Source organism: Bacillus sp. BR3(2024), assembly GCF_039134555.1.
GTDB lineage: Bacteria > Bacillota > Bacilli > Bacillales > Bacillaceae_G > Bacillus_A > Bacillus_A cereus.
In genome coordinates, this window is the sequence record NZ_CP152433.1 from 527,501 (window position 1) to 549,677 (window position 22,177).

Genomic DNA, 22,177 nt, shown 5'->3' on the forward strand with positions numbered 1-22,177 from the left:
CTCCTTTCTATGGAGAATTGATGAACGCTGTTCATCAATAAAGTTTCCGTGTTTCGTTTTGTTCAGTTTTGAGAGAACTATCTCTCATATATAAATGTATGTTCTTTGAAAACTAGATAACAGTGTAGCTCATATTTTTTAATTTTTAGTTTGGTTAAGTTAGAAAGGGCGCACGGTGGATGCCTTGACACTAGGAGTCGATGAAGGACGGGACTAACGCCGATATGCTTCGGGGAGCTGTAAGTAAGCTTTGATCCGAAGATTTCCGAATGGGGAAACCCACCATACGTAATGGTATGGTATCCTTATCTGAATACATAGGGTAAGGAAGACAGACCCAGGGAACTGAAACATCTAAGTACCTGGAGGAAGAGAAAGCAAATGCGATTTCCTGAGTAGCGGCGAGCGAAACGGAACATAGCCCAAACCAAGAGGCTTGCCTCTTGGGGTTGTAGGACATTCTATACGGAGTTACAAAGGAACGAGGTAGACGAAGCGACCTGGAAAGGTCCGTCGTAGAGGGTAACAACCCCGTAGTCGAAACTTCGTTCTCTCTTGAATGTATCCTGAGTACGGCGGAACACGTGAAATTCCGTCGGAATCTGGGAGGACCATCTCCCAAGGCTAAATACTCCCTAGTGATCGATAGTGAACCAGTACCGTGAGGGAAAGGTGAAAAGCACCCCGGAAGGGGAGTGAAAGAGATCCTGAAACCGTGTGCCTACAAATAGTCAGAGCCCGTTAACGGGTGATGGCGTGCCTTTTGTAGAATGAACCGGCGAGTTACGATCCCGTGCGAGGTTAAGCTGAAGAGGCGGAGCCGCAGCGAAAGCGAGTCTGAATAGGGCGTTTAGTACGTGGTCGTAGACCCGAAACCAGGTGATCTACCCATGTCCAGGGTGAAGTTCAGGTAACACTGAATGGAGGCCCGAACCCACGCACGTTGAAAAGTGCGGGGATGAGGTGTGGGTAGCGGAGAAATTCCAATCGAACCTGGAGATAGCTGGTTCTCCCCGAAATAGCTTTAGGGCTAGCCTTAAGTGTAAGAGTCTTGGAGGTAGAGCACTGATTGGACTAGGGGTCCTCATCGGATTACCGAATTCAGTCAAACTCCGAATGCCAATGACTTATCCTTAGGAGTCAGACTGCGAGTGATAAGATCCGTAGTCAAAAGGGAAACAGCCCAGACCGCCAGCTAAGGTCCCAAAGTGTGTATTAAGTGGAAAAGGATGTGGAGTTGCTTAGACAACTAGGATGTTGGCTTAGAAGCAGCCACCATTTAAAGAGTGCGTAATAGCTCACTAGTCGAGTGACTCTGCGCCGAAAATGTACCGGGGCTAAATACACCACCGAAGCTGCGGATTGATACCAATGGTATCAGTGGTAGGGGAGCGTTCTAAGGACAGTGAAGTCAGACCGGAAGGACTGGTGGAGTGCTTAGAAGTGAGAATGCCGGTATGAGTAGCGAAAGACGGGTGAGAATCCCGTCCACCGAATGCCTAAGGTTTCCTGAGGAAGGCTCGTCCGCTCAGGGTTAGTCAGGACCTAAGCCGAGGCCGACAGGCGTAGGCGATGGACAACAGGTTGATATTCCTGTACCACCTCTTTATCGTTTGAGCAATGGAGGGACGCAGAAGGATAGAAGAAGCGTGCGATTGGTTGTGCACGTCCAAGCAGTTAGGCTGATAAGTAGGCAAATCCGCTTATCGTAAAGGCTGAGCTGTGATGGGGAAGCTCCTTATGGAGCGAAGTCTTTGATTCCCCGCTGCCAAGAAAAGCTTCTAGCGAGATAAAAGGTGCCTGTACCGCAAACCGACACAGGTAGGCGAGGAGAGAATCCTAAGGTGTGCGAGAGAACTCTGGTTAAGGAACTCGGCAAAATGACCCCGTAACTTCGGGAGAAGGGGTGCTTTCTTAACGGAAAGCCGCAGTGAATAGGCCCAAGCGACTGTTTAGCAAAAACACAGCTCTCTGCGAAGCCGTAAGGCGAAGTATAGGGGGTGACACCTGCCCGGTGCTGGAAGGTTAAGGAGAGGGGTTAGCGTAAGCGAAGCTCTGAACTGAAGCCCCAGTAAACGGCGGCCGTAACTATAACGGTCCTAAGGTAGCGAAATTCCTTGTCGGGTAAGTTCCGACCCGCACGAAAGGTGTAACGATTTGGGCACTGTCTCAACCAGAGACTCGGTGAAATTATAGTACCTGTGAAGATGCAGGTTACCCGCGACAGGACGGAAAGACCCCGTGGAGCTTTACTGTAGCCTGATATTGAATTTTGGTACAGTTTGTACAGGATAGGCGGGAGCCATTGAAACCGGAGCGCTAGCTTCGGTGGAGGCGCTGGTGGGATACCGCCCTGACTGTATTGAAATTCTAACCTACGGGTCTTATCGACCCGGGAGACAGTGTCAGGTGGGCAGTTTGACTGGGGCGGTCGCCTCCTAAAGTGTAACGGAGGCGCCCAAAGGTTCCCTCAGAATGGTTGGAAATCATTCGTAGAGTGCAAAGGCATAAGGGAGCTTGACTGCGAGACCTACAAGTCGAGCAGGGACGAAAGTCGGGCTTAGTGATCCGGTGGTTCCGCATGGAAGGGCCATCGCTCAACGGATAAAAGCTACCCCGGGGATAACAGGCTTATCTCCCCCAAGAGTCCACATCGACGGGGAGGTTTGGCACCTCGATGTCGGCTCATCGCATCCTGGGGCTGTAGTCGGTCCCAAGGGTTGGGCTGTTCGCCCATTAAAGCGGTACGCGAGCTGGGTTCAGAACGTCGTGAGACAGTTCGGTCCCTATCCGTCGTGGGCGTAGGAAATTTGAGAGGAGCTGTCCTTAGTACGAGAGGACCGGGATGGACGCACCGCTGGTGTACCAGTTGTTCTGCCAAGGGCATAGCTGGGTAGCTATGTGCGGAAGGGATAAGTGCTGAAAGCATCTAAGCATGAAGCCCCCCTCAAGATGAGATTTCCCATAGCGTAAGCTAGTAAGATCCCTGAAAGATGATCAGGTTGATAGGTTCGAGGTGGAAGCATGGTGACATGTGGAGCTGACGAATACTAATAGATCGAGGACTTAACCATATAATATGTAGCAATGTTATCTAGTTTTGAGAGAACATAAAAAAACTTGTTGACTTTTAAAGTAAATAAGTTATAATAATGATTGTCTCAAAAGAATAATGTCTGGTAATGATGGCAGAGAGGTCACACCCGTTCCCATACCGAACACGGAAGTTAAGCTCTCTAGCGCCGATGGTAGTTGGGACCTTGTCCCTGTGAGAGTAGGACGTTGCCAGGCAATATTATTCCGCAGTAGCTCAGCGGTAGAGCTATCGGCTGTTAACCGATCGGTCGTAGGTTCGATTCCTACCTGCGGAGCCATTGGAGAGCTGTCCGAGTTGGCCGAAGGAGCACGATTGGAAATCGTGTATACGTCACAAGCGTATCAAGGGTTCGAATCCCTTGCTCTCCGCCATAGGATTTATAATATTTGGCCCGTTGGTCAAGTGGTTAAGACACCGCCCTTTCACGGCGGTAACACGGGTTCGAATCCCGTACGGGTCACCACTTTGGAGGATTAGCTCAGCTGGGAGAGCACCTGCCTTACAAGCAGGGGGTCGGCGGTTCGATCCCGTCATCCTCCACCATATAAATTTTATATGAATAGTATTATCGCGGGGTGGAGCAGCACGGTAGCTCGTCGGGCTCATAACCCGAAGGTCGCAGGTTCAAATCCTGTCCCCGCAACCAAATGGTCCCGTGGTGTAGTGGTTAACATGCCTGCCTGTCACGCAGGAGATCGCCGGTTCGACCCCGGTCGGGACCGCCATTTTAATAAGGCTCGGTAGCTCAGTCGGTAGAGCAGAGGACTGAAAATCCTCGTGTCGGCGGTTCGATTCCGTCCCGAGCCACCATTTATTTTAATAAAATACGCCGGCTTAGCTCAATTGGTAGAGCAACTGACTTGTAATCAGTAGGTTGGGGGTTCAAGTCCTCTAGCCGGCACCATGTAAGTTTCGGAGGGGTAGCGAAGTGGCTAAACGCGGCGGACTGTAAATCCGCTCCTTCGGGTTCGGCAGTTCGAATCTGCCCCCCTCCACCATTTACATAGGGGCATAGTTTAAAGGTAGAACTGAGGTCTCCAAAACCTCCAGTGTGGGTTCGATTCCTACTGCCCCTGCCAAATATATTTACACAACATGGCGGTTGTGGCGAAGTGGTTAACGCACCGGATTGTGGCTCCGGCATTCGTGGGTTCGATTCCCATCAGTCGCCCCATTTTTATTTTAAAAATTACAAATAATCTAATGGATACTTACATATAATTAAGTAAGAATTCGATGGGCTATAGCCAAGCGGTAAGGCAACGGACTTTGACTCCGTCATGCGCTGGTTCGAATCCAGCTAGCCCAGCCATTTTTGCGGAAGTAGTTCAGTGGTAGAATACAACCTTGCCAAGGTTGGGGTCGCGGGTTCGAATCCCGTCTTCCGCTCCAATAAAATTTAATATGGCGGCATAGCCAAGTGGTAAGGCAGAGGTCTGCAAAACCTTTATCACCGGTTCAAATCCGGTTGCCGCCTTTTCTTTTGTGCCGATGTGGCGGAATTGGCAGACGCGCACGACTCAAAATCGTGTTCCTTCGGGAGTGTCGGTTCGACCCCGACCATCGGTATCATGAACGGCGTAATAAAAGACTCTACACCAAATGTGTAGAGTCTTTTTATGTTTTCATCACACTATAAAATAAGCAAAATGGTGTGTTGGTGAAATGGTTATAAATGATTAAGGTAAACTTATTCATTTAGTACATGCGATACAGTTGGGGAAAGCTACAAAACAATAAAGGGATAAATTTTTATCCCTTTATATAATTTCATTATTTTATAGAGAATTTCTCCAACCTGGTGACAGGAAGTTAAATCCGACGCCACCAGTAGATATTAGTACATGATCAGCTGTTAATTTCGTAATTTCTAAGAACTTCTTTTCAAACTCTTCTCTGTTGTATTTGTACATAGTTGAGTGGCATGACCACATGTGCGTTGAAGTACTCAACCAGTCTCCTAATTCCTTTAATTCAGGAAACGACTCAAATCGAATTGGTTCATCTAATTTCATGAATCTCACTTGATAGATAGTTGGGTTTAATTTTTCTCCTATTCCTTTAAAAGCATGTGATTTTTTGTCTTTTGAATGTGTCATAATTCACCCTCCATCTTTTCTTCAAATTTTTTCCTATTTTTATTATACAACAATAGAAAACAATTATGGAAATAATATGGAAATCTTTATTGGCAATATAAAAAGACTCTAACAGAAATGTTAGAGTCTTTTTGTTAAATTATACTATGTGCTTCTAAAATTCGTAATAAACGTAGGAATTCATGTATAATATAACTTGTCGAAAGAACAAAATGATAGTGATTTATATTATGTCTGTAATATGAATCAAAAATGAACTTTTTATATTTCTTTTAAAAATGTGTTGAACACACATTATATTTCATATTAATATTTTTATGTAGATTTAAAACGGGAAAGAGAGTGGAAAGTATGGGCCGTAAATGGAACAATATTAAAGACAAAAAAGCATCAAAAGATGCAAATACAAGCCGTATATACGCGAAATTTGGGCGTGAAATTTATGTGGCAGCAAAACAAGGCGAGCCAGATCCAGAATCAAACCAAGCACTAAGAGTTGTATTAGAGCGTGCGAAAACATACAATGTTCCAAGAACAATTATTGATCGTGCAGTTGAAAAAGCAAAAGGAGGTTCAGAAGAAAATTATGACGAGCTTCGTTATGAAGGATTCGGACCAAATGGAGCTATGGTTATTGTAGATACACTTACAAATAACGTAAACCGTACTGCAGCAGATGTACGAGCTGCATTTAGCAAAAACAGTGGTAATATGGGTGTGAACGGTTCTGTAGCTTACATGTTTGATGCGACAGCTGTTATCGGCCTTGAAGGTAAAACATCAGATGAAGTTCTTGAAATTTTAATGGAAGCAGATGTAGATGCACGTGACATTCTAGAAGAAGAAGATTCTGTTATCGTGTATGCTGAACCAGATCAATTTCATGCAGTACAATCTGCACTTAAAGGTGCTGGCGTTGAGGAGTTTACAGTTGCAGAATTAACAATGCTTGCACAAAGTGATGTAACACTTCCTGAAGATGCTCAAGCACAATTTGAGAAAATGGTTGATGCATTAGAAGATTTAGAAGATGTTCAACAAGTTTATCACAACGTAGACTTAGGAGAGTAATACGATAGATGACCCTTTTCGCTTAGCGGATAGGGTCTTTTTTATGAAGTTAATTAAGGTGATGAAGTATTAAAGGTATTTTGTTGTAGGTAGGGAATATGATTATAGGGATATATAAAATATTCATTATCTCTAGGAGGCTTAATATGGAACATAAGACACCAAAGCATATCGTTGCTGTAGCCGGTTATTTAACAAATGGAAAAAATGAAGTGTTATTAACAAAAGTGCACTGGCGAGCTGATACGTGGGAGTTGCCAGGAGGACAGGTAGAAGAAGGCGAAGCGCTCGATCAAGCTGTCTGTAGGGAAATAAAAGAGGAAACAGGGTTAACGGTGAAGCCTATCGGAATTACAGGCGTTTATTATAATACTTCTATGCATATTCTAGCTGTTGTTTTTAAAGTAGCATATATAAGTGGTGAAATAAAAATTCAACCTGAAGAAATACAAGAGGCTAAATTTGTTGATTTAAATGAAGAGAACATAGATGAGTATATAACGCGTCCTCATATGAAATCCAGAACGCTTGATGCAATGAGAGCAACACATTTTATTCCGTATGAAACGTGGGAAGTACAGCCGTATAATTTAATAGGAAGATTGTAAAGAAAAGAGTAGCCGATTTGAGATACATTCGAATCACTACTCTTTTTTTGTATACTGTTTAAGAAAAAGGTCAAAATAATAATAGCACTAGTATTGATTTTGGGAACGTTTGTTCTGTATAATAAATCTATATGTTATATACATTTAGATTACTAGATAGTCAAAAGTATATATATTTGTAGATGATATAATTAAAGTATAAAGTGAAAATATAATAGTCTTAAGGGTTTCTCTTTTATTGGTTATTCGTACTTTAACATAACCTATATTCAATATTTCAGATGAATAGTAGATAAAAAAAGACTGTGATACAATACTCTTTTATCCCACTATTTGCTGGGCAGTAAGCTTGATTAATGAGGACCGATTAAAGTTTCACTTTATACCTTACAATGATGTAAGGTACGTGTAAGAGAAATCGATGGGATATTTTTTTACAACAATGTATTCTTAAAGTAAGAGTTATATGCTGTGTGGAAAAGAGGTGTTCAAGATGAAAGAACGAGTATTATCTAGGGTGAACTATCATCAAAAAGTTGCATTAAATCCAATGACTAAACTTTTTTATAAAGCCATTATATTATTATTATTGTTAAGTTGTACGTTATTATTCATTGGAAATGTAATGATTGAGAAAAGTGATATTAGTAAATTACATGTACCGGCTAAGTTAGAGGTGCCAGAATCATTAACACATGCATTTATTGCGACAGAAGATAAAAGATTTTATCATCATAACGGTTTAGATTATATAGCAATTATTAGGGCCTCTGTTGAGAATATAAAGGCTGGTGGTGTCGTGCAAGGAGGAAGCACAATTACACAGCAGCTATCTAAAAATGCCTTTTTAACGAATGAACGTACATTTTCTCGGAAGTGGAAAGAGATTTTTTATACGAAAAAAATTGAACGCACATTTACGAAGGATGAAATATTAAAATTATATGTAAGTAATATTTATTATGGAGAAGGAGCATGGGGAATTGAAAAAGCAGCAAACCTTTACTTCGGTAAAAAGGTGAACCAATTAACGTTGGCTGAAAGTGCAATGATGGCTGCTGTAGTAAAAGCACCTGCTTATTACTCACCTGCCCAAAATTATGATAAAGCAGTAGAGAGACGTAATGTCGTTTTGAGACTAATGGAGAAAGAAGGCTATATAAGCCATGATGAGTATGTTCAAGCAGTTAGTGAGAAATTGGTAATTCGTCATGATATAAAAATAGAGCAGTCGATGTTAAATAGCGCGCGTAAAAAAGCAGTAAGTTAAGAGAAGTTCCTATAGAGGAGCTTCTTTTTTTGAATAAATTGTGACAAATTGTGACACAATATCGTCACAATTATTGTGTTTTTGTAATTTATGTGAGCGTGTTCATTGCGTGACGTATATAAGTGTTGATATTATGTGTATTGTGTACAAGGCTGTATACAGAATATGAATTTAAAGAGGAATGTATATGAAATCAAATAAACTCATGGCTCTTGGTATAGTTTTTTCTATCGCAGTATTGATTGTAATTGGAACAATTGCGTATAGCATCATAAATGACAAAAAAGATAAAGGGAATGAGATGTTTGCTTATTCTACGCAACAATCTTTAGGGAAAGATGATGCTCCAGTTAAGGTAGTTGAATTTGGAGACTTTAAATGTCCTGCTTGTCGTACTTGGGATGTAACAGTATTACCTCGATTAAAAGAAGAGTATATTGATAAAGGCAAAGTGCAGTTATATTTTATTAACTTCCCATTTATCGGAAAAGACTCAGATTTAGGTGCAGCAGCTGGTGAAGCAATTTATAAACAAGATAAAGATTCATTCTGGATTTTCTATGATGAGATTTATCAAAATCAAAAGAAAGATACGGAAGAATGGATTACAGAAGATTTGCTTCTTAGCATTGTGAAAGAGAAACTTCCAAAAGTTGATGTAGAGCAATTTAAGAAAGACTTACACAGTAAAGAAATTACAGAAAAAGTACGTAAAGATTCAGATCGTGCTCAAAAATTAAAAGTTCAAGGTGCCCCTTCTGTATATGTAAACGGAAATCTTGCAAATCCTGATTTTGATAGTATGAAGAAGGCAATTGATAAAGAATTGAAAAAGTGATGAGGTCTCTCATCACTTTTTCGACTTTTTTCGATAAAATTCTTGCCTCTACTTTTTTCACATGCTATACTATTTTACATAAGTTATTCTAATATCTTATATGTAATTCATATTTGCGGGTGTAGTTTAGTGGTAAAACAAGAGCCTTCCAAGCTCTGGTCGAGAGTTCGATTCTCTTCACCCGCTCCAAATTTTATTAAATGTTTTTCTATAAATTGTGATCAACGCAGTGTTTCGTTTCCGAGATAAACGAGGCATTGCGTTTTTTAATGTTTGAAAAATATAATTACATGCGAAAATAGAAGTAAATAATAGTATTCCAAACGTGAATTACTAACCAATAGAGTGGTTACATAAGGGGATGGATTCATCTGAGGAGGCGATTAAGAGTGGATTTTGAACAATTAAAGCAAGATGTAATTGCGTATAGTAAAACAATTGGCATAGATAAAATAGGCTTTGCGAGCGCTTCTCCTTTTGAGGAATTAAAGCAGCGCTTAATCCAGCAACAACAATTAAATTATCAATCTGGATTTGAAGAGCCTGATATAGAGAAGAGAACGAATCCGCAACTGTTATTACCGGGTGCTAAATCAATTATTGCGATTGCTTTAGCATATCCTTCAAAATTAAAAAATGCACCATTAAGTAAGCGTGGAGAACGCCGTGGGATTTTTTGTCGTGCTTCTTGGGGACAAGATTATCATCTTGTTTTACGAGATCGTTTGCAAAAATTAGAGGCATATTTAATTGAAAAACTTCCCGATATAGAAGTGAAGTCCATGGTTGATACAGGTGAATTAAGTGATCGAGCTGTATCAGAGCGTGCTGGTATTGGATGGAGCGGTAAAAACTGCTCTATTATTACACCTGAATTTGGTTCGTACGTATACTTAGGGGAAATGATTACAAATGTTCCATTCCCGCCAGATAAGCCGATAGAAGATCAATGCGGAGGCTGTACGAAATGTATCGATATTTGCCCTACCGGTGCTTTAATACAGGGGGGACAGTTAGATTCGAAGAAGTGCATTGCGTTTTTAACACAAACGAAAGGATTCCTACCTGAAGAATATCGCGATAAAATTGGAAATCGCATATATGGATGTGATACGTGTCAGACTGTTTGTCCGAAAAACAAAGGAATGGATTTTCATAATCATCCTGAGATGGAGCCGGATCCTGAGCTAGTTAAACCATTATTAACGCCACTTTTAACAATTAGTAATCGTGATTTTAAAGAGAAATATGGGATTATGTCAGGGTCATGGAGAGGGAAAAAGCCACTGCAAAGAAATGCGATTTTAGCATTAGCACATTTTAAAGAAGCATCGGCAATTCCAGATTTAATTGGTGTTATGAAAGATGACCCAAGACCGGTACTACGCGGAACGGCAGCATGGGCACTTGGGAAAATTGGCGGAGATGGAGTAGGCGAAGCGATTGAGAAAGCGATGGAACGTGAGAAAGATGAAGAAGTGCTTCATGAAATGAATCGCGGGCTTGAATTGTTAGCACAGAAAAAAGAGTAGATAATATTTCCCTTTTTCATATTGTAATATGGGAGGGAGACAGAATGGTTGTAAAAACGAAGATTGAAAACCAAGTACAACAATTTTTAGCATATATAACGGAGAAAAGAACGAATGTGGATGGTATTGCTGAGGATTTACTACAAATGGCACTGAGAAAGAAACAATTGTTTCAAAGGCGTAGTGCACATATAGTGAAAGCAACTGCGGATGTTTCTTTCATTAGACAATTAAATAGTAATGACCATCAAGAAATTGATTATCAAATACATTTTAAATATTTAATTAAGCATAAAGAATTATTTTATATTGAAGAGGAACAATTAAAACGAAGAGTTTGTTTAAATAATAGTCGAATTATAGGCGATTCTGCTATTGAAGTGTCAGAAGAAATTAGAATGGGTGAGACATTAGAAAGGGATATTACGAAAGAGAAGTACGGTTCTTATCAGTATAATCGTTTAGAGGCAGTGAAATATGCAGAGCGTTGGTGGGATGACCGGAATCCTATGTATCGTAATTTCCCTGATAATTGTACGAATTTCATTTCTCAATGTCTTCATACTGGAGAAGTACCTATGAACGGGTATCCTAATATTCGTAAAGGATGGTGGCAAAGGGAGAATCAGTGGAGTTGGAGCTGGGCTGTTGCACATTCTTTTTATTGGTATTTGTCAGGTGCTACAACAGGACTTCGAGCAGAGGCGGTAGAGAGGCCAGAAGAACTTATTCTTGGAGATGTCATTGCTTATGATTTCGAGGATGACGGAAGATGGAATCATACGACGATTGTAGTAGCAAAAGATGCAGATGGTATGCCGCTTGTAAATGCACATTCAGCGAATAGCCGTCGACGTTATTGGAACTATGAAGACTCTAGTAAATATACACCACAAATGAAATATAAATTCTTTCATATTATTAATGGGTAGAGATTTTTCGCTCAAGTGGTATAATACGTAGTAGACAAAAAACAGAGGTGAATATCGCGTGGGAGTACATGTTGTTTTATATCAGCCAGAAATTCCAGCAAATACAGGGAATATTGCTCGTACTTGTGCAGCAACTGGAACAGAATTACATTTGATTAGACCGCTTGGATTTTCAACGGATGATAAAATGTTAAAGCGTGCAGGATTAGATTATTGGCAGCACGTAAAAATTACGTATTATGATTCAATTGAAGAATTTTATGAAAAAAATAAAGACGGTGAATTCTTCTATTTAACAAAGTATGGCGAGAAAGCTCATACAGCGTTTGACTATAGCAAGCGTGAGAAGGATTACTATTTTGTATTTGGAAGAGAAACAAACGGCTTACCAGCTAATGTAATCGAAGAAAACTTTGATCATTGTTTACGTATTCCAATGACAGATAAAGTACGTTCATTAAATTTATCTAATACAGCAGCAATTTTAATTTATGAAGCGTTCCGTCAACAAAATTACCCTGGATTAGATTTAGAAATCGTTTATTAAAAGTCGCCATATGGCGACTTTTTTTTATAAAATAAAAATAATATATAATCATACATTTAAAAGAGAGGACATAATCATATAGAATGGGATATATGATTAAAAATAGATAAGACGGGTTGAGATAAATATGAAGGAAGAATATAGCAATCAAAATACCTTTTTAAGTATGATAGATATGGATTTAATTAGACAAGGATTATTACATGCTATTCAAGATTTAGTATTCATATTGAAAGTTATTGATAATGAAACGTTTCAATATATGTATGTGAATAAAATAGGAATGGATTATGCTAGGTTAAGCGAAGAGTGCTATGGAAAAACTTTTGCAGAAGTATTACCAAAAGATATAGCGGGGATATTGCAAAGGCAATATGCAAAAGTAGTGAGAGAAGCGAAAGCACACACCTTTTGTGATGTAGTCAATTTACCAAAAGGTGAGATACATTATGAATCTTCACTTAATCCTGTCTGCGACGAAGAAGGAATATGTCAATTTGTTATTTGCATTACAAGAGATATTACAGCTCAAATTGAGGAGAAGACAAAGATAGAGGAAAAACAAATGTTATTTAAGTCGTTACTGGAATATAATAATGACTCAATTATATCTATAGATTCTATAGGGAGAGTTACATATGCAAATCCGGCAACGTATGAAATATTTGGATACCGGTATGAGGAATTAAATAATAAATTTATTTTTGAATTCATTAATAAAGAATATGAAAAAGATTTTCAAATTATATTTAAGAGATCGATGCAAGGAAAAGCAAAACAAATTGTTTCAAAGAAATATGTTCATAAAGAAGGGTACGAGCTATATATTTCTTTGAGAACTATCCCGATTATTGTGAACGGTGAAATTGTTGGGATTTATATTGTTACGAGAGATGTTACAAGGCAAGTATTAAACGAAATGCGAACAGAATATTTAGCTTACTATGACCAGTTAACGGGATTAATGAATAGAATTTCATGTACAAATAAGTTAAATACTTTTTTAAATGAGAGTGTAAATTTTGCGCTTGTATTTATAGATTTAGATGAGTTTCATCGTATTAATGATACATTTGGTCATAAAGAGGGAGATAAAGTATTACAAAAAGTTACAGAATGTTTAAGCAATCTAAAAATAGAAGGTATGCACTTATTTAGAGAACACGATGATCAATTTGTTATGTTGATAGAAAATATAAAGAAAGAATATGTAGAGGAAGTTGCAAAAAGCATACTGAAAAATATTAGTGAATATTTTGTAATCGAAGAAGAAGATGTATATTTAAGTGCATCAATTGGAATTGTAATGGCTCCAGCAGATGGAGAAGATGAAAAAATACTATTTCAGAGGGTCGATGCTGCTTTAGAAAAAGCAAAAGAAAAAGGAAAAGGACATTATCATTTTTATTGTAGTGGATTAGACTGTGAGCGTGAACAAAGGTTTATAATAGAAAACCAGTTACATCGTGCTATAGAAAAAAATGAATTTTTCTTATATTATCAGCCACAAATTAATATTGAAACGAAAAAAATAGCTAGTATGGAAGCTTTAATAAGGTGGGAGAATAAGGAATTAGGATTTGTTTCTCCAAACCAATTTATTCCGTTGGCAGAAAGAACAGGATTTATTATTAAGCTCGATGAATGGGTAGTAAATCAAGTGTGTCAGCAACTGCGCGAATGGTTAAATAAAGGATATGAAGTGGTCCCAATTGCGGTTAATATTTCAGCTAGACACTTTCGTTCTATTACATTAATAGAGATGATTACACGGGCTTTAAATAAGTACAATGTATCAGCTCATTTATTAGCGATAGAGGTTACAGAAGGAGCTCTTATACATAAAGATATATCAAAGAGAGTGTTACTACAATTAAAAGAACAAAATTTAAAGATTCATTTAGATGATTTTGGAACAGGCTATTCATCTTTAAGTTATTTAAAAACATATCCAATTGATACTTTAAAAATTGATCGTTCTTTTATGGAAGGTATACATATAGATGAACGTGATACGAATATTACAGCTGCAATTATTCATTTAGCTCATACTTTAGAATTGAATATAATTGCAGAAGGAGTAGAAAAAAAGGAGCAAATACAGTTTTTGAAAGAAAAGAATGTGAAGCTTGTACAAGGTTATTATTATAGCCGACCACTATCCAAATATGATATGGAAAATATGTATTATAAATAAAAAAATGATGTGCTAAAAGCACATCATTTTTTATGTGTACCTGGTTTGTCATTGTAACCGGATGTAAAAATAGCTGTAAGAAATGTGAGTGATACACCTAAAATTAATAATAATTTCATACTAATATCCTCCTTACTGTTTTCGGTTTATGAGTTTTATTTATTATCCAAAATGTATGTAAGGTTCTTAGAAGAAAAGAATTTATTTATAATGAATAGCAGTGTAAAAATGTTAATACCTATATTATACAGAATTTTCTTTGAATTTTGGAGAGAATTTTAGCGTGCTAGTATATATTTCGTTTTGATTTAAAGAATGTTTAAGGACATCCTAGCATACCTTTTATAATAATCCGATTGAACAAGGAGATGGGGGAGGAGCTATAATGGATATTCTAAAAAAGATTGAACAGCATCGAGCAGCAGAAGAACGTTTACAATGGGAAGGTACGTTTGCGGAGTATTTGGAGCTTGTGAAAGAAAGACCATGGGTGGCTCAAACAGCACACTCTCGCATTTACAATATGATAAAAGACGCTGGAATTGAAGAAGTTGATGGTAGAAGAAAGTATAACTTCTTTAGTAATCAGCTCTTTGGATTAGAGGATGCTCTAGAACGTCTTGTAGAGGAATATTTTCATCCATCTGCAAAACGATTAGATGTTAGAAAAAGAATTTTATTATTAATGGGTCCTGTTAGTGGAGGGAAATCAACGTTAGTTACAATGTTGAAACGAGGATTAGAAACATATTCAAGAACAGATCGCGGAGCAATTTTTGCAATTAAAGGATGCCCAATGCACGAGGATCCACTGCATTTAATTCCACATCATTTACGAGATGATTTCTTTAATGAGTATGGGGTTAGAATTGAAGGGAATTTATCACCACTAAATGTCATGCGTTTAGAGCAAGAATACGGATCAAGAATTGAGGATGTAGTTGTAGAGCGTATTTTCTTCTCTGAAGATCGCCGTACAGGGATTGGTACATTTAGCCCGTCTGATCCAAAATCACAGGATATTGCAGATTTAACAGGTAGTCTGGACTTTTCTACGATTGCAGAATATGGTTCAGAATCAGATCCGCGTGCGTATCGATTTGATGGAGAATTAAATAAGGCAAACCGAGGAATGATGGAGTTCCAAGAGATGTTAAAATGCGATGAGAAGTTTTTATGGCACTTATTATCGCTTACGCAAGAAGGGAATTTCAAAGCGGGAAGATTTGCGCTTATTTCAGCAGATGAATTAATTGTAGCGCATACGAATGAAACAGAGTATCGCTCATTTATAGCAAATAAGAAAAATGAAGCATTGCACTCAAGAATTATTGTAATGCCAGTTCCTTATAATTTACGAGTAAGTGAAGAAGAACATATTTATGAAAAAATGATTCGTGAAAGTGATGTATCGAATGTTCACATTGCACCACACACACTTCGCGTTGCAGCAATGTTCACTATTTTAACTCGTTTAAAAGATCCGAAGCGTCCGGATATTGATTTAATTAAAAAGATGCGTTTGTATGATGGAGAAACGGTAGAAGGTTATAATGCGATTGATGTAGAAGAATTACAACGCGAATATCAAGATGAAGGTATGAAGGGTATTGATCCTCGTTATGTCATTAACCGAATTTCGTCTACAATCATTCGAAAAGAGGTACCATCTATTAACGCGTTAGATGTACTTAGATCTTTAAAAGATGGGCTAGATCAGCATCCATCCATTAGTAATGAAGACCGTGAACGTTACATGAACTTCATCTCATTAGCGAGAAAAGAATACGATGAAATCGCGAAGAAAGAAGTACAAAAAGCGTTTGTTTATTCATATGAAGAATCAGCTAAGACGCTTATGGATAATTACTTAGATAACGTTGAGGCGTACTGCAATAAATCGAAATTACGTGATCCGTTAACAGGAGAAGAAATGAGTCCAGATGAAAAATTAATGCGCTCAATTGAAGAGCAAATTGGAATTTCAGAAAATGCTAAGAAAGCGTTCCGTGAAGAGATTTTAATTCGCATTTCTGCTTATGCCCGTAAAGGAAAACGCTTTGATTATAATTCACATGAACGTCTTCGTGAAGCGATTCAGAAAAAACTATTTGCTGATTTAAAAGATATAGTGAAAATTACAACATCAACGAAAACGCCGGACGAAAATCAGCTTAAGAAAATCAATGATGTTGTTGCGCGTTTAATTGATGAGCATGGTTATAATTCTTCTTCAGCAAATGAATTACTACGCTATGTAGGTAGCTTGTTAAACAGATAGTTTGATAACAAAACGCTGTCTCTTGTATTTTGCGGGACAGCGTTTTATTATCCGTTCATATGTGTATAAAGTGTCATACCTTGTCCAAATGTAATAAATTAAGATGCAATTTTATGAATTTATTGTCAATTATTTTTACAATATGCATATGATAGAGTAACCAACCATTCATACGAAAAAAGCCAACACAATACAATATGTTGCAAAGTAAAAATGTGTGCAACAATGCATTGTGTTTCTTTCTTATCAGTGGCTGAATATTTCTTTCTATTTATGTGAGTGGCAAAATTTTGTTTAGGATGCTCGGGGTATTGTATGAAAAACGTTATAAATGTTTATGGGATGATTTTCTGTGGGCAGTTACCTTTCAAATATTCTAGCTTGCATATTACAGAACAAAATTTATAGATTGCTGTTCATACAGGAAGACAATTACAGTAAGGAGGGAAAGGAATGGGCGAAGAAAATCAACCAAATTATACGATTTCACAGGAAAACTGGTCCCTCCATCGCAAAGGATATGACGACCAACAGCGCCATCAAGAAAAAGTACAAGAGGCAATTAAGAATAATTTACCCGATCTTGTAACAGAAGAAAGTATAGTTATGTCTAATGGCAAGGATGTTGTAAAAATACCAATTCGTTCTCTAGATGAATATAAGATTAGATACAATTATGATAAAAATAAACATGTTGGGCAAGGAAACGGTGACAGCAAAGTTGGTGATGTCGTTGCGAGAGATGGATCAGGTGGTCAAAAACAAAAAGGGCCAGGAAAAGGGCAAGGAGCAGGAGATGCAGCTGGGGAAGATTACTATGAAGCTGAAGTCTCTATTTTAGAATTAGAGCAAGCGTTTTTCAGAGAGTTAGAACTGCCTAATTTAAAGAGAAAAGAAATGGATGAAAACCGGATTGAACATGTTGAATTTAATGACATTAGAAAAACAGGATTATGGGGAAATATCGATAAGAAACGAACAATGATATCCGCATATAAACGAAATGCGATGGGTGGTAAAGCATCTTTTCATCCAATTCATCAAGAAGACTTAAAGTTCCGCACTTGGAATGAAGTATTAAAGCCAGATTCAAAAGCTGTTGTATTAGCGATGATGGATACGAGTGGATCGATGGGAATATGGGAGAAATATATGGCACGTAGCTTCTTTTTCTGGATGACAAGATTTTTACGCACAAAGTATGAAACAGTTGATATTGAATTTATTGCTCATCATACAGAAGCGAAAGTCGTTACAGAAGAAGAATTTTTCTCAAAAGGAGAAAGTGGCGGAACAATATGTTCTTCCGTATATAAAAAAGCATTAGAACTTATCGATAATAAATATTCACCTGACCGCTATAATATTTATCCATTCCATTTTTCAGATGGTGATAATTTAACATCAGATAATGCTAGATGTGTAAAACTTGTTGAAGAGCTAATGAAGAAGTGTAATATGTTTGGGTATGGGGAAGTGAACCAGTACAACCGCCACAGTACACTCATGTCAGCCTATAAAAATATTAAAGATGAAAACTTTAGATACTATATTTTAAAGCAAAAAGCAGACGTATTTCATGCGATGAAAAGCTTTTTTAGAGAAGAATCAGGTGAGAAAATGGCATAACCTCTTTTAAAGAGGTTCTTTTTTTGTAAACTTTTTATTTTTTCAGTTGACAATGATAATGAAAATCATTATCATTTATTCGAGAAATGATTACATTTTGAATTATATATTTCGGAGGAGATGTAAAGTTGAAACAAAATAAAAGAAAACGTATAAATGCAATGATTATAGCGGCGGCGTTATCACTTCCGTTTGCTGTGTATTCAACACCTGCTTTAGCGGCAGTAGCAATTGAGGCGAATAAAACTGGACAAGGTTTAGAAGATGGTACATATGACGCTGTTATTAAAGCGTATAAAGATAAAACGAATGAAGAGTCTATGGCAGCTGTTTATATAAAGGATCCGAAATTAACAATTGAGAATGGAAAGAAAATTGTAACAGCAACGTTAAGTGATAGTGATTTCTTTCAATACTTGAAGACAGAGGATATTCACACTCCAGGTGTGTTTCATGATGTGAAAGTAATATCAGAAGACAAAAAGAAAAATGGAACGAAAGTGATTCAGTTTGAAGTAGGGGAATTAGGAAAAAGGTATAATATGCGAATGCATATTTATATTCCAACAATGGCCTATGACAATAAGTACCAAGTACAGTTTGAAGTAAATACATTGAATTTAGAGAACAATGTTCCAGAAAAACAAAAGGAAAATAAAGAGGAGCAACAAGATGAAAACGGAAATGTAATATTAGATAAGCAATTACAAAAATATATTAATAAATATAACTTAAATAGAGATAATGTAGATGCGCCAATCACAAAGAAAGATTTATTACAAATTAAAACTTTATCCATTTATTCAGGTAAAGGAATAAATAAAATAACTGGTTTAGAGTATATGACAAACTTAGAGAAGTTGACGTTACGAGAGTCTAATGTAAAAGACATATCAGCCATCTCGAAGTTGAGAGGTTTGAAGTACGTTGATTTAACGTCTAATTCAATTGAAAGTATTCACCCAATTGAGCAGTTAGAGAATATTAATATGCTTTTTTTAAGAGATAATAAAATTTCTGATCTTACACCATTAAGTAAAATGAAAAAAATTAAAACATTAGATTTAATCGGTAATAACATTAAAGATATCCAGCCATTATTTACATTATCAACTATGAAACAATTATACTTAGCAAATAATCAAATCAGTGATCTTACGGGAATTGATCGATTAAATAATGTGGAACTATTATGGATAGGGAACAATAAAATTAATAATGTTGAATCTATTAGTAAAATGAGTAATCTTATTGAACTAGAAATTTCTGATAGTGAAATAAAAGATATATCACCATTATCTCAATTAGGAAATTTACAAGTGCTGAATTTAGAAGAGAATTATATCTCTGATATATCGCCGTTGAGCACTTTAACAAATTTACATGAGATAAATCTTGGAGCTAATGAAATTTTTGACGTAAGGCCTGTTGAGGAATTAGGTAAGCGAATTTCAATTGACATTCAAAGACAAAAAATCTTTTTAAATGAAGCAAGTGTAGATGAAGAAATAAAAATCCCAGTATACAACCTTAAAGGAGAGCCACTTCAAAATATTAATCTACAAAGTGAGGGGGCTACTCTGAATAACGGATTTATAAAATGGAATAGTCCTGGAGAAAAAATATATGAATTTAAACTAGATACTAATTCTACTGAAAGTAAAATAAGATTTAATGGCACGGTTATACAGAATATAGTTGAAAAACAAAAAGAAAGTCAAAATGTAATTCTCGATAAAACTTTACAACAACATATTAATAAAGAGAATTTAGGTAGAGAGAATGTAAACGCTCCTATCACAAAAGAAGATTTATTACAGATTAAAAAATTAGAGATACTTAAAGAAAAAGGAAATGAGATAAAAGATATAACAGGTTTAGAATACATGACGAATTTAGAAAAACTTACTTTAGAAGGAGTAGGCCTGAAAAATATTGAGTTCATCTCAAACTTGAAACAATTGAATAATGTGAATGTATCTCATAATCAAATTGAAGATATAACACCACTATCTTCATTGGAAAATTTACAGTGGTTAAATCTTGCGGACAATCATATTAAAGATGTAACGGTTATTGGTTCCATGCTAAACTTATTTAGCTTAAATTTAGCTGGAAATGAGATTCGTGATGTAAGGCCGTTAATACAATTAGGTCAGTGGTTTACAATTGATGTTGGAAGACAAAATATCATTTTAAATGATGCAAAAATAAACGAAGAAATTCAAGTTCCTGTATATGATTTAGAAGGAGAAAGTATTGAAAATATTCAATTGGTAAGTGAGGGAGGGACGTTTAATAACGGAGTAATAAAATGGAGTACCCCAGGTGAAAAGGTGTATAAATTTGATTTAGATTCTGATGAAATTAGCATAAGGTTTAACGGAACGGTAATCCAAAATATAGTTGAAAAAGAAGAAGTGACAGAACCAACAAAAGAAGTTGAAGAAGCGAAAGAAGAAGTAAAAGAGCCAACAAAAAAAGTTGAAGAAACGAAAGAAGAAGTAAAAGAACCGGTAAAAGAAGTTGAAGAAACGAAAGAAGAAGTAAAAGAACCGGTAAAAGAAGTTGAAGGTACAAAAGAAGAAGTGAAAGAACCGGTAAAAGAAGTAAAAGAGGAAGTAAAAGAGCCAACGAAAGAAGTTGAAGAAGCGAAAGAGGAAGTGGACGAGCCAACAACAGGAGTTGAAGGATCGAAAGCGGAGGTAAAAGAAACAGGAAAAGAAATTGAAGGTTCAAAAGACGCGGTAAATCAATCAGCAGTAGTCCAAGAACAAAACGTGAATAATCAAGTTGTGAAAGAAAATAAACCAGCTGTTAATAAGCAAGAAGAAAGTAAGAAATCATTAGGAGCGACAGGTGGACAAGAGAATACATCAACATTACTTTCAGGCATAGCGTTAGTTCTTTCAGCACTGAGTATGTTTGTATTTAGAAAGAGATTATTTAAGAAATAAAAAACGTTTTATCTTATTATAACGTAAGATGATTATATGAGTTTTGAGAAGACATTATCATGGCGATTTCATTTTGAAATATGCTTATGGTGATGTCTTTTTTAGAAGGATATAAATGGAAAAGGTGTGAATATATTAGTGAAGGAGGAGAGGTTATGTATGTCAGTTCTATTTTGAAAATTGAAGAGGTGGCAGCATTTATTGCGAATATGAATAAAGATGCTACTCATCATGTTGGCTATTGTGGAGATGAGAAAGAGGAGTTGTTACAGACAATTATTCATGATTTTTCAGATATAGGCTGGGAACAATCTTTTGTTGCTACTTATGAGAATAATAATTTAATAGGTTTATTAGGATTTGATGTGGATGAAGTAAAGAAATGTGCAGAGATATGGGGGCCGTTTATTATCGCAGAGAATTGGGAAGAAGTTGCTTTACATATGTGGAAGGAACTTATAGAAAAGGTGCCTTTTCATATTGAGAGATTTTATGGTTTTTATCATGTGGAAAATAATAATTGTGCCCGTTTAATGAGGAATTTACATGCAAAAGAACAAGGGCGACATAGTATTCTCGTTTTAAATAATATTGTGGAGCACCGTATTATATGTAATGTAGAAGAGGCTTTATCACAAGTGTTTGAGCAGTTTATCGCTTTACACAATCATGTGTTTTCTAATACGTATTATGACGGAAACGAAATTATTGAACGTTTAAGTAATACGAATAAATTATTTGTAAGTATGAAGAATGATAAGTTAGAAGGTTATGTATATGTGGAAGTAAATCCAGAGTTTCAAGAGGCGAATATCGAATTTATTGCAACCGCTGAAAATAGTAGAAGAAAAGGTGTCGGAGAGCGGTTATTACAAAAGGCAATTCAGTATATTATTTCCTTCCAAGGAATGAAGGAGATAGAATTATGTTTGAATACGAATAATGATCGTGCGATGAAATTGTACAAGAAAGTAGGATTTGAGGAGAAGGCATGTTTACAACACTATATAATAGAGTGAAAACCCATTCGTATGAAAATTATATTTCATACGAATGGGTTTTATTAATCTACTTTTCCCTCAGTTGTTACGGATTCAGAAGTAATTTGAGGTGCTAATC

13 protein-coding genes, 16 tRNA genes and 3 rRNA genes (1 of these 32 only partly in view) are annotated in these 22,177 nt (G+C 36.7%); 31 read left to right on the forward strand and 1 reads right to left on the reverse strand.

The window, feature by feature from the left end; translation table 11 throughout:
• The 18 genes from V7S45_RS02725 to V7S45_RS02810 form a co-directional block, all read left to right on the forward strand.
• Positions 1 to 7, forward strand: a 16S ribosomal RNA gene (locus V7S45_RS02725); it begins 1,545 nt to the left of the window's first position.
• A gap of 145 nt (positions 8 to 152) precedes the next feature.
• Positions 153 to 3,074: ribosomal RNA gene (locus V7S45_RS02730) — 23S ribosomal RNA — on the forward strand.
• Between the two features lie 101 nt (positions 3,075 to 3,175).
• Positions 3,176 to 3,291, forward strand: a 5S ribosomal RNA gene (gene rrf / locus V7S45_RS02735).
• Together the 16S, 23S and 5S rRNA genes with 15 tRNA genes alongside form the textbook arrangement of a ribosomal RNA operon.
• Positions 3,292 to 3,299: 8 nt before the next feature.
• Positions 3,300 to 3,374: transfer RNA gene (locus tag V7S45_RS02740), tRNA-Asn, on the forward strand.
• Positions 3,375 to 3,376: 2 nt separating this feature from the next.
• Positions 3,377 to 3,468, forward strand: a tRNA-Ser gene (locus tag V7S45_RS02745).
• 17 nt (positions 3,469 to 3,485) lie between these two features.
• Positions 3,486 to 3,560: transfer RNA gene (locus V7S45_RS02750), tRNA-Glu, on the forward strand.
• 4 nt (positions 3,561 to 3,564) lie between these two features.
• Positions 3,565 to 3,640: transfer RNA gene (locus V7S45_RS02755), tRNA-Val, on the forward strand.
• A gap of 26 nt (positions 3,641 to 3,666) precedes the next feature.
• Positions 3,667 to 3,743 (forward strand) — tRNA-Met (locus V7S45_RS02760).
• Between the two features lie 3 nt (positions 3,744 to 3,746).
• Positions 3,747 to 3,822, forward strand: a tRNA-Asp gene (locus tag V7S45_RS02765).
• A gap of 9 nt (positions 3,823 to 3,831) precedes the next feature.
• A tRNA-Phe gene (locus V7S45_RS02770) sits at positions 3,832 to 3,907 on the forward strand.
• Between the two features lie 18 nt (positions 3,908 to 3,925).
• A tRNA-Thr gene (locus V7S45_RS02775) sits at positions 3,926 to 4,001 on the forward strand.
• Positions 4,002 to 4,011: 10 nt separating this feature from the next.
• Positions 4,012 to 4,095, forward strand: a tRNA-Tyr gene (locus tag V7S45_RS02780).
• A gap of 7 nt (positions 4,096 to 4,102) precedes the next feature.
• Positions 4,103 to 4,176 (forward strand) — tRNA-Trp (locus tag V7S45_RS02785).
• A 19-nt stretch (positions 4,177 to 4,195) separates the two neighbouring features.
• Positions 4,196 to 4,271: transfer RNA gene (locus V7S45_RS02790), tRNA-His, on the forward strand.
• Between the two features lie 63 nt (positions 4,272 to 4,334).
• Positions 4,335 to 4,409, forward strand: a tRNA-Gln gene (locus V7S45_RS02795).
• Between the two features lie 5 nt (positions 4,410 to 4,414).
• A tRNA-Gly gene (locus V7S45_RS02800) sits at positions 4,415 to 4,489 on the forward strand.
• Positions 4,490 to 4,503: 14 nt separating this feature from the next.
• Positions 4,504 to 4,574, forward strand: a tRNA-Cys gene (locus tag V7S45_RS02805).
• 10 nt (positions 4,575 to 4,584) lie between these two features.
• Positions 4,585 to 4,666, forward strand: a tRNA-Leu gene (locus V7S45_RS02810).
• Between the two features lie 209 nt (positions 4,667 to 4,875).
• On the opposite strand, the gene V7S45_RS02815 is transcribed toward V7S45_RS02810, so the two are convergent.
• Positions 4,876 to 5,196 (reverse strand): DUF3884 family protein, encoded by a 321-nt coding sequence (locus tag V7S45_RS02815; RefSeq protein ID WP_025690149.1) that lies wholly within the window; start codon positions 5,194 to 5,196, stop codon positions 4,876 to 4,878.
• Positions 5,197 to 5,547: 351 nt separating this feature from the next.
• On the opposite strand from V7S45_RS02815, the gene V7S45_RS02820 reads away from it, so the two are divergent.
• The 13 genes from V7S45_RS02820 (at position 5,548) to V7S45_RS02880 (ending at position 22,077) form a co-directional block, all read left to right on the forward strand.
• Positions 5,548 to 6,267 (forward strand): YebC/PmpR family DNA-binding transcriptional regulator, encoded by a 720-nt coding sequence (locus V7S45_RS02820; protein WP_000532952.1) that lies wholly within the window; start codon positions 5,548 to 5,550, stop codon positions 6,265 to 6,267.
• A gap of 146 nt (positions 6,268 to 6,413) precedes the next feature.
• Positions 6,414 to 6,875 (forward strand): NUDIX hydrolase, encoded by a 462-nt coding sequence (locus V7S45_RS02825; protein WP_000400469.1) that lies wholly within the window; start codon positions 6,414 to 6,416, stop codon positions 6,873 to 6,875.
• A gap of 493 nt (positions 6,876 to 7,368) precedes the next feature.
• Entirely contained in the window at positions 7,369 to 8,145 is a 777-nt protein-coding gene (locus V7S45_RS02830; RefSeq protein ID WP_000664715.1) for a transglycosylase domain-containing protein, read from the forward strand.
• A 187-nt stretch (positions 8,146 to 8,332) separates the two neighbouring features.
• On the forward strand, positions 8,333 to 8,983 hold the full coding sequence (locus tag V7S45_RS02835) for a thioredoxin domain-containing protein (protein WP_000841308.1): 651 nt from the start codon (positions 8,333 to 8,335) through the stop codon (positions 8,981 to 8,983).
• Between the two features lie 115 nt (positions 8,984 to 9,098).
• A tRNA-Gly gene (locus tag V7S45_RS02840) sits at positions 9,099 to 9,172 on the forward strand.
• 200 nt (positions 9,173 to 9,372) lie between these two features.
• On the forward strand, positions 9,373 to 10,515 hold the full coding sequence (gene queG, locus V7S45_RS02845; RefSeq protein WP_000345215.1) for a tRNA epoxyqueuosine(34) reductase QueG: 1,143 nt from the start codon (positions 9,373 to 9,375) through the stop codon (positions 10,513 to 10,515).
• 44 nt (positions 10,516 to 10,559) lie between these two features.
• Entirely contained in the window at positions 10,560 to 11,447 is an 888-nt protein-coding gene (locus tag V7S45_RS02850) for an amidase domain-containing protein (protein WP_000260591.1), read from the forward strand.
• 58 nt (positions 11,448 to 11,505) lie between these two features.
• Positions 11,506 to 11,994, forward strand: coding sequence for a tRNA (uridine(34)/cytosine(34)/5-carboxymethylaminomethyluridine(34)-2'-O)-methyltransferase TrmL (gene trmL / locus V7S45_RS02855; RefSeq protein WP_000538147.1), 489 nt, complete (start codon positions 11,506 to 11,508; stop codon positions 11,992 to 11,994).
• Between the two features lie 127 nt (positions 11,995 to 12,121).
• Positions 12,122 to 14,191 carry an EAL domain-containing protein gene (locus V7S45_RS02860; RefSeq protein WP_025689772.1) on the forward strand — a complete coding sequence of 690 codons (2,070 nt, stop codon included), beginning with the start codon at positions 12,122 to 12,124 and terminating at the stop codon, positions 14,189 to 14,191.
• Positions 14,192 to 14,576: 385 nt separating this feature from the next.
• Positions 14,577 to 16,472, forward strand: coding sequence for a PrkA family serine protein kinase (locus tag V7S45_RS02865; RefSeq protein ID WP_006925087.1), 1,896 nt, complete (start codon positions 14,577 to 14,579; stop codon positions 16,470 to 16,472).
• 453 nt (positions 16,473 to 16,925) lie between these two features.
• Positions 16,926 to 18,101, forward strand: a complete 1,176-nt coding sequence (gene yhbH, locus V7S45_RS02870; protein WP_000503517.1) for a sporulation protein YhbH — start codon at positions 16,926 to 16,928, stop codon at positions 18,099 to 18,101.
• Between the two features lie 128 nt (positions 18,102 to 18,229).
• Positions 18,230 to 21,058: a leucine-rich repeat domain-containing protein gene (locus V7S45_RS02875; RefSeq protein WP_342761645.1), complete on the forward strand. Its 2,829-nt coding sequence runs from the start codon at positions 18,230 to 18,232 to the stop codon at positions 21,056 to 21,058.
• A gap of 155 nt (positions 21,059 to 21,213) precedes the next feature.
• Entirely contained in the window at positions 21,214 to 22,077 is an 864-nt protein-coding gene (locus V7S45_RS02880; protein WP_025687703.1) for a GNAT family N-acetyltransferase, read from the forward strand.
• Positions 22,078 to 22,177: the final 100 nt, after the last annotated feature.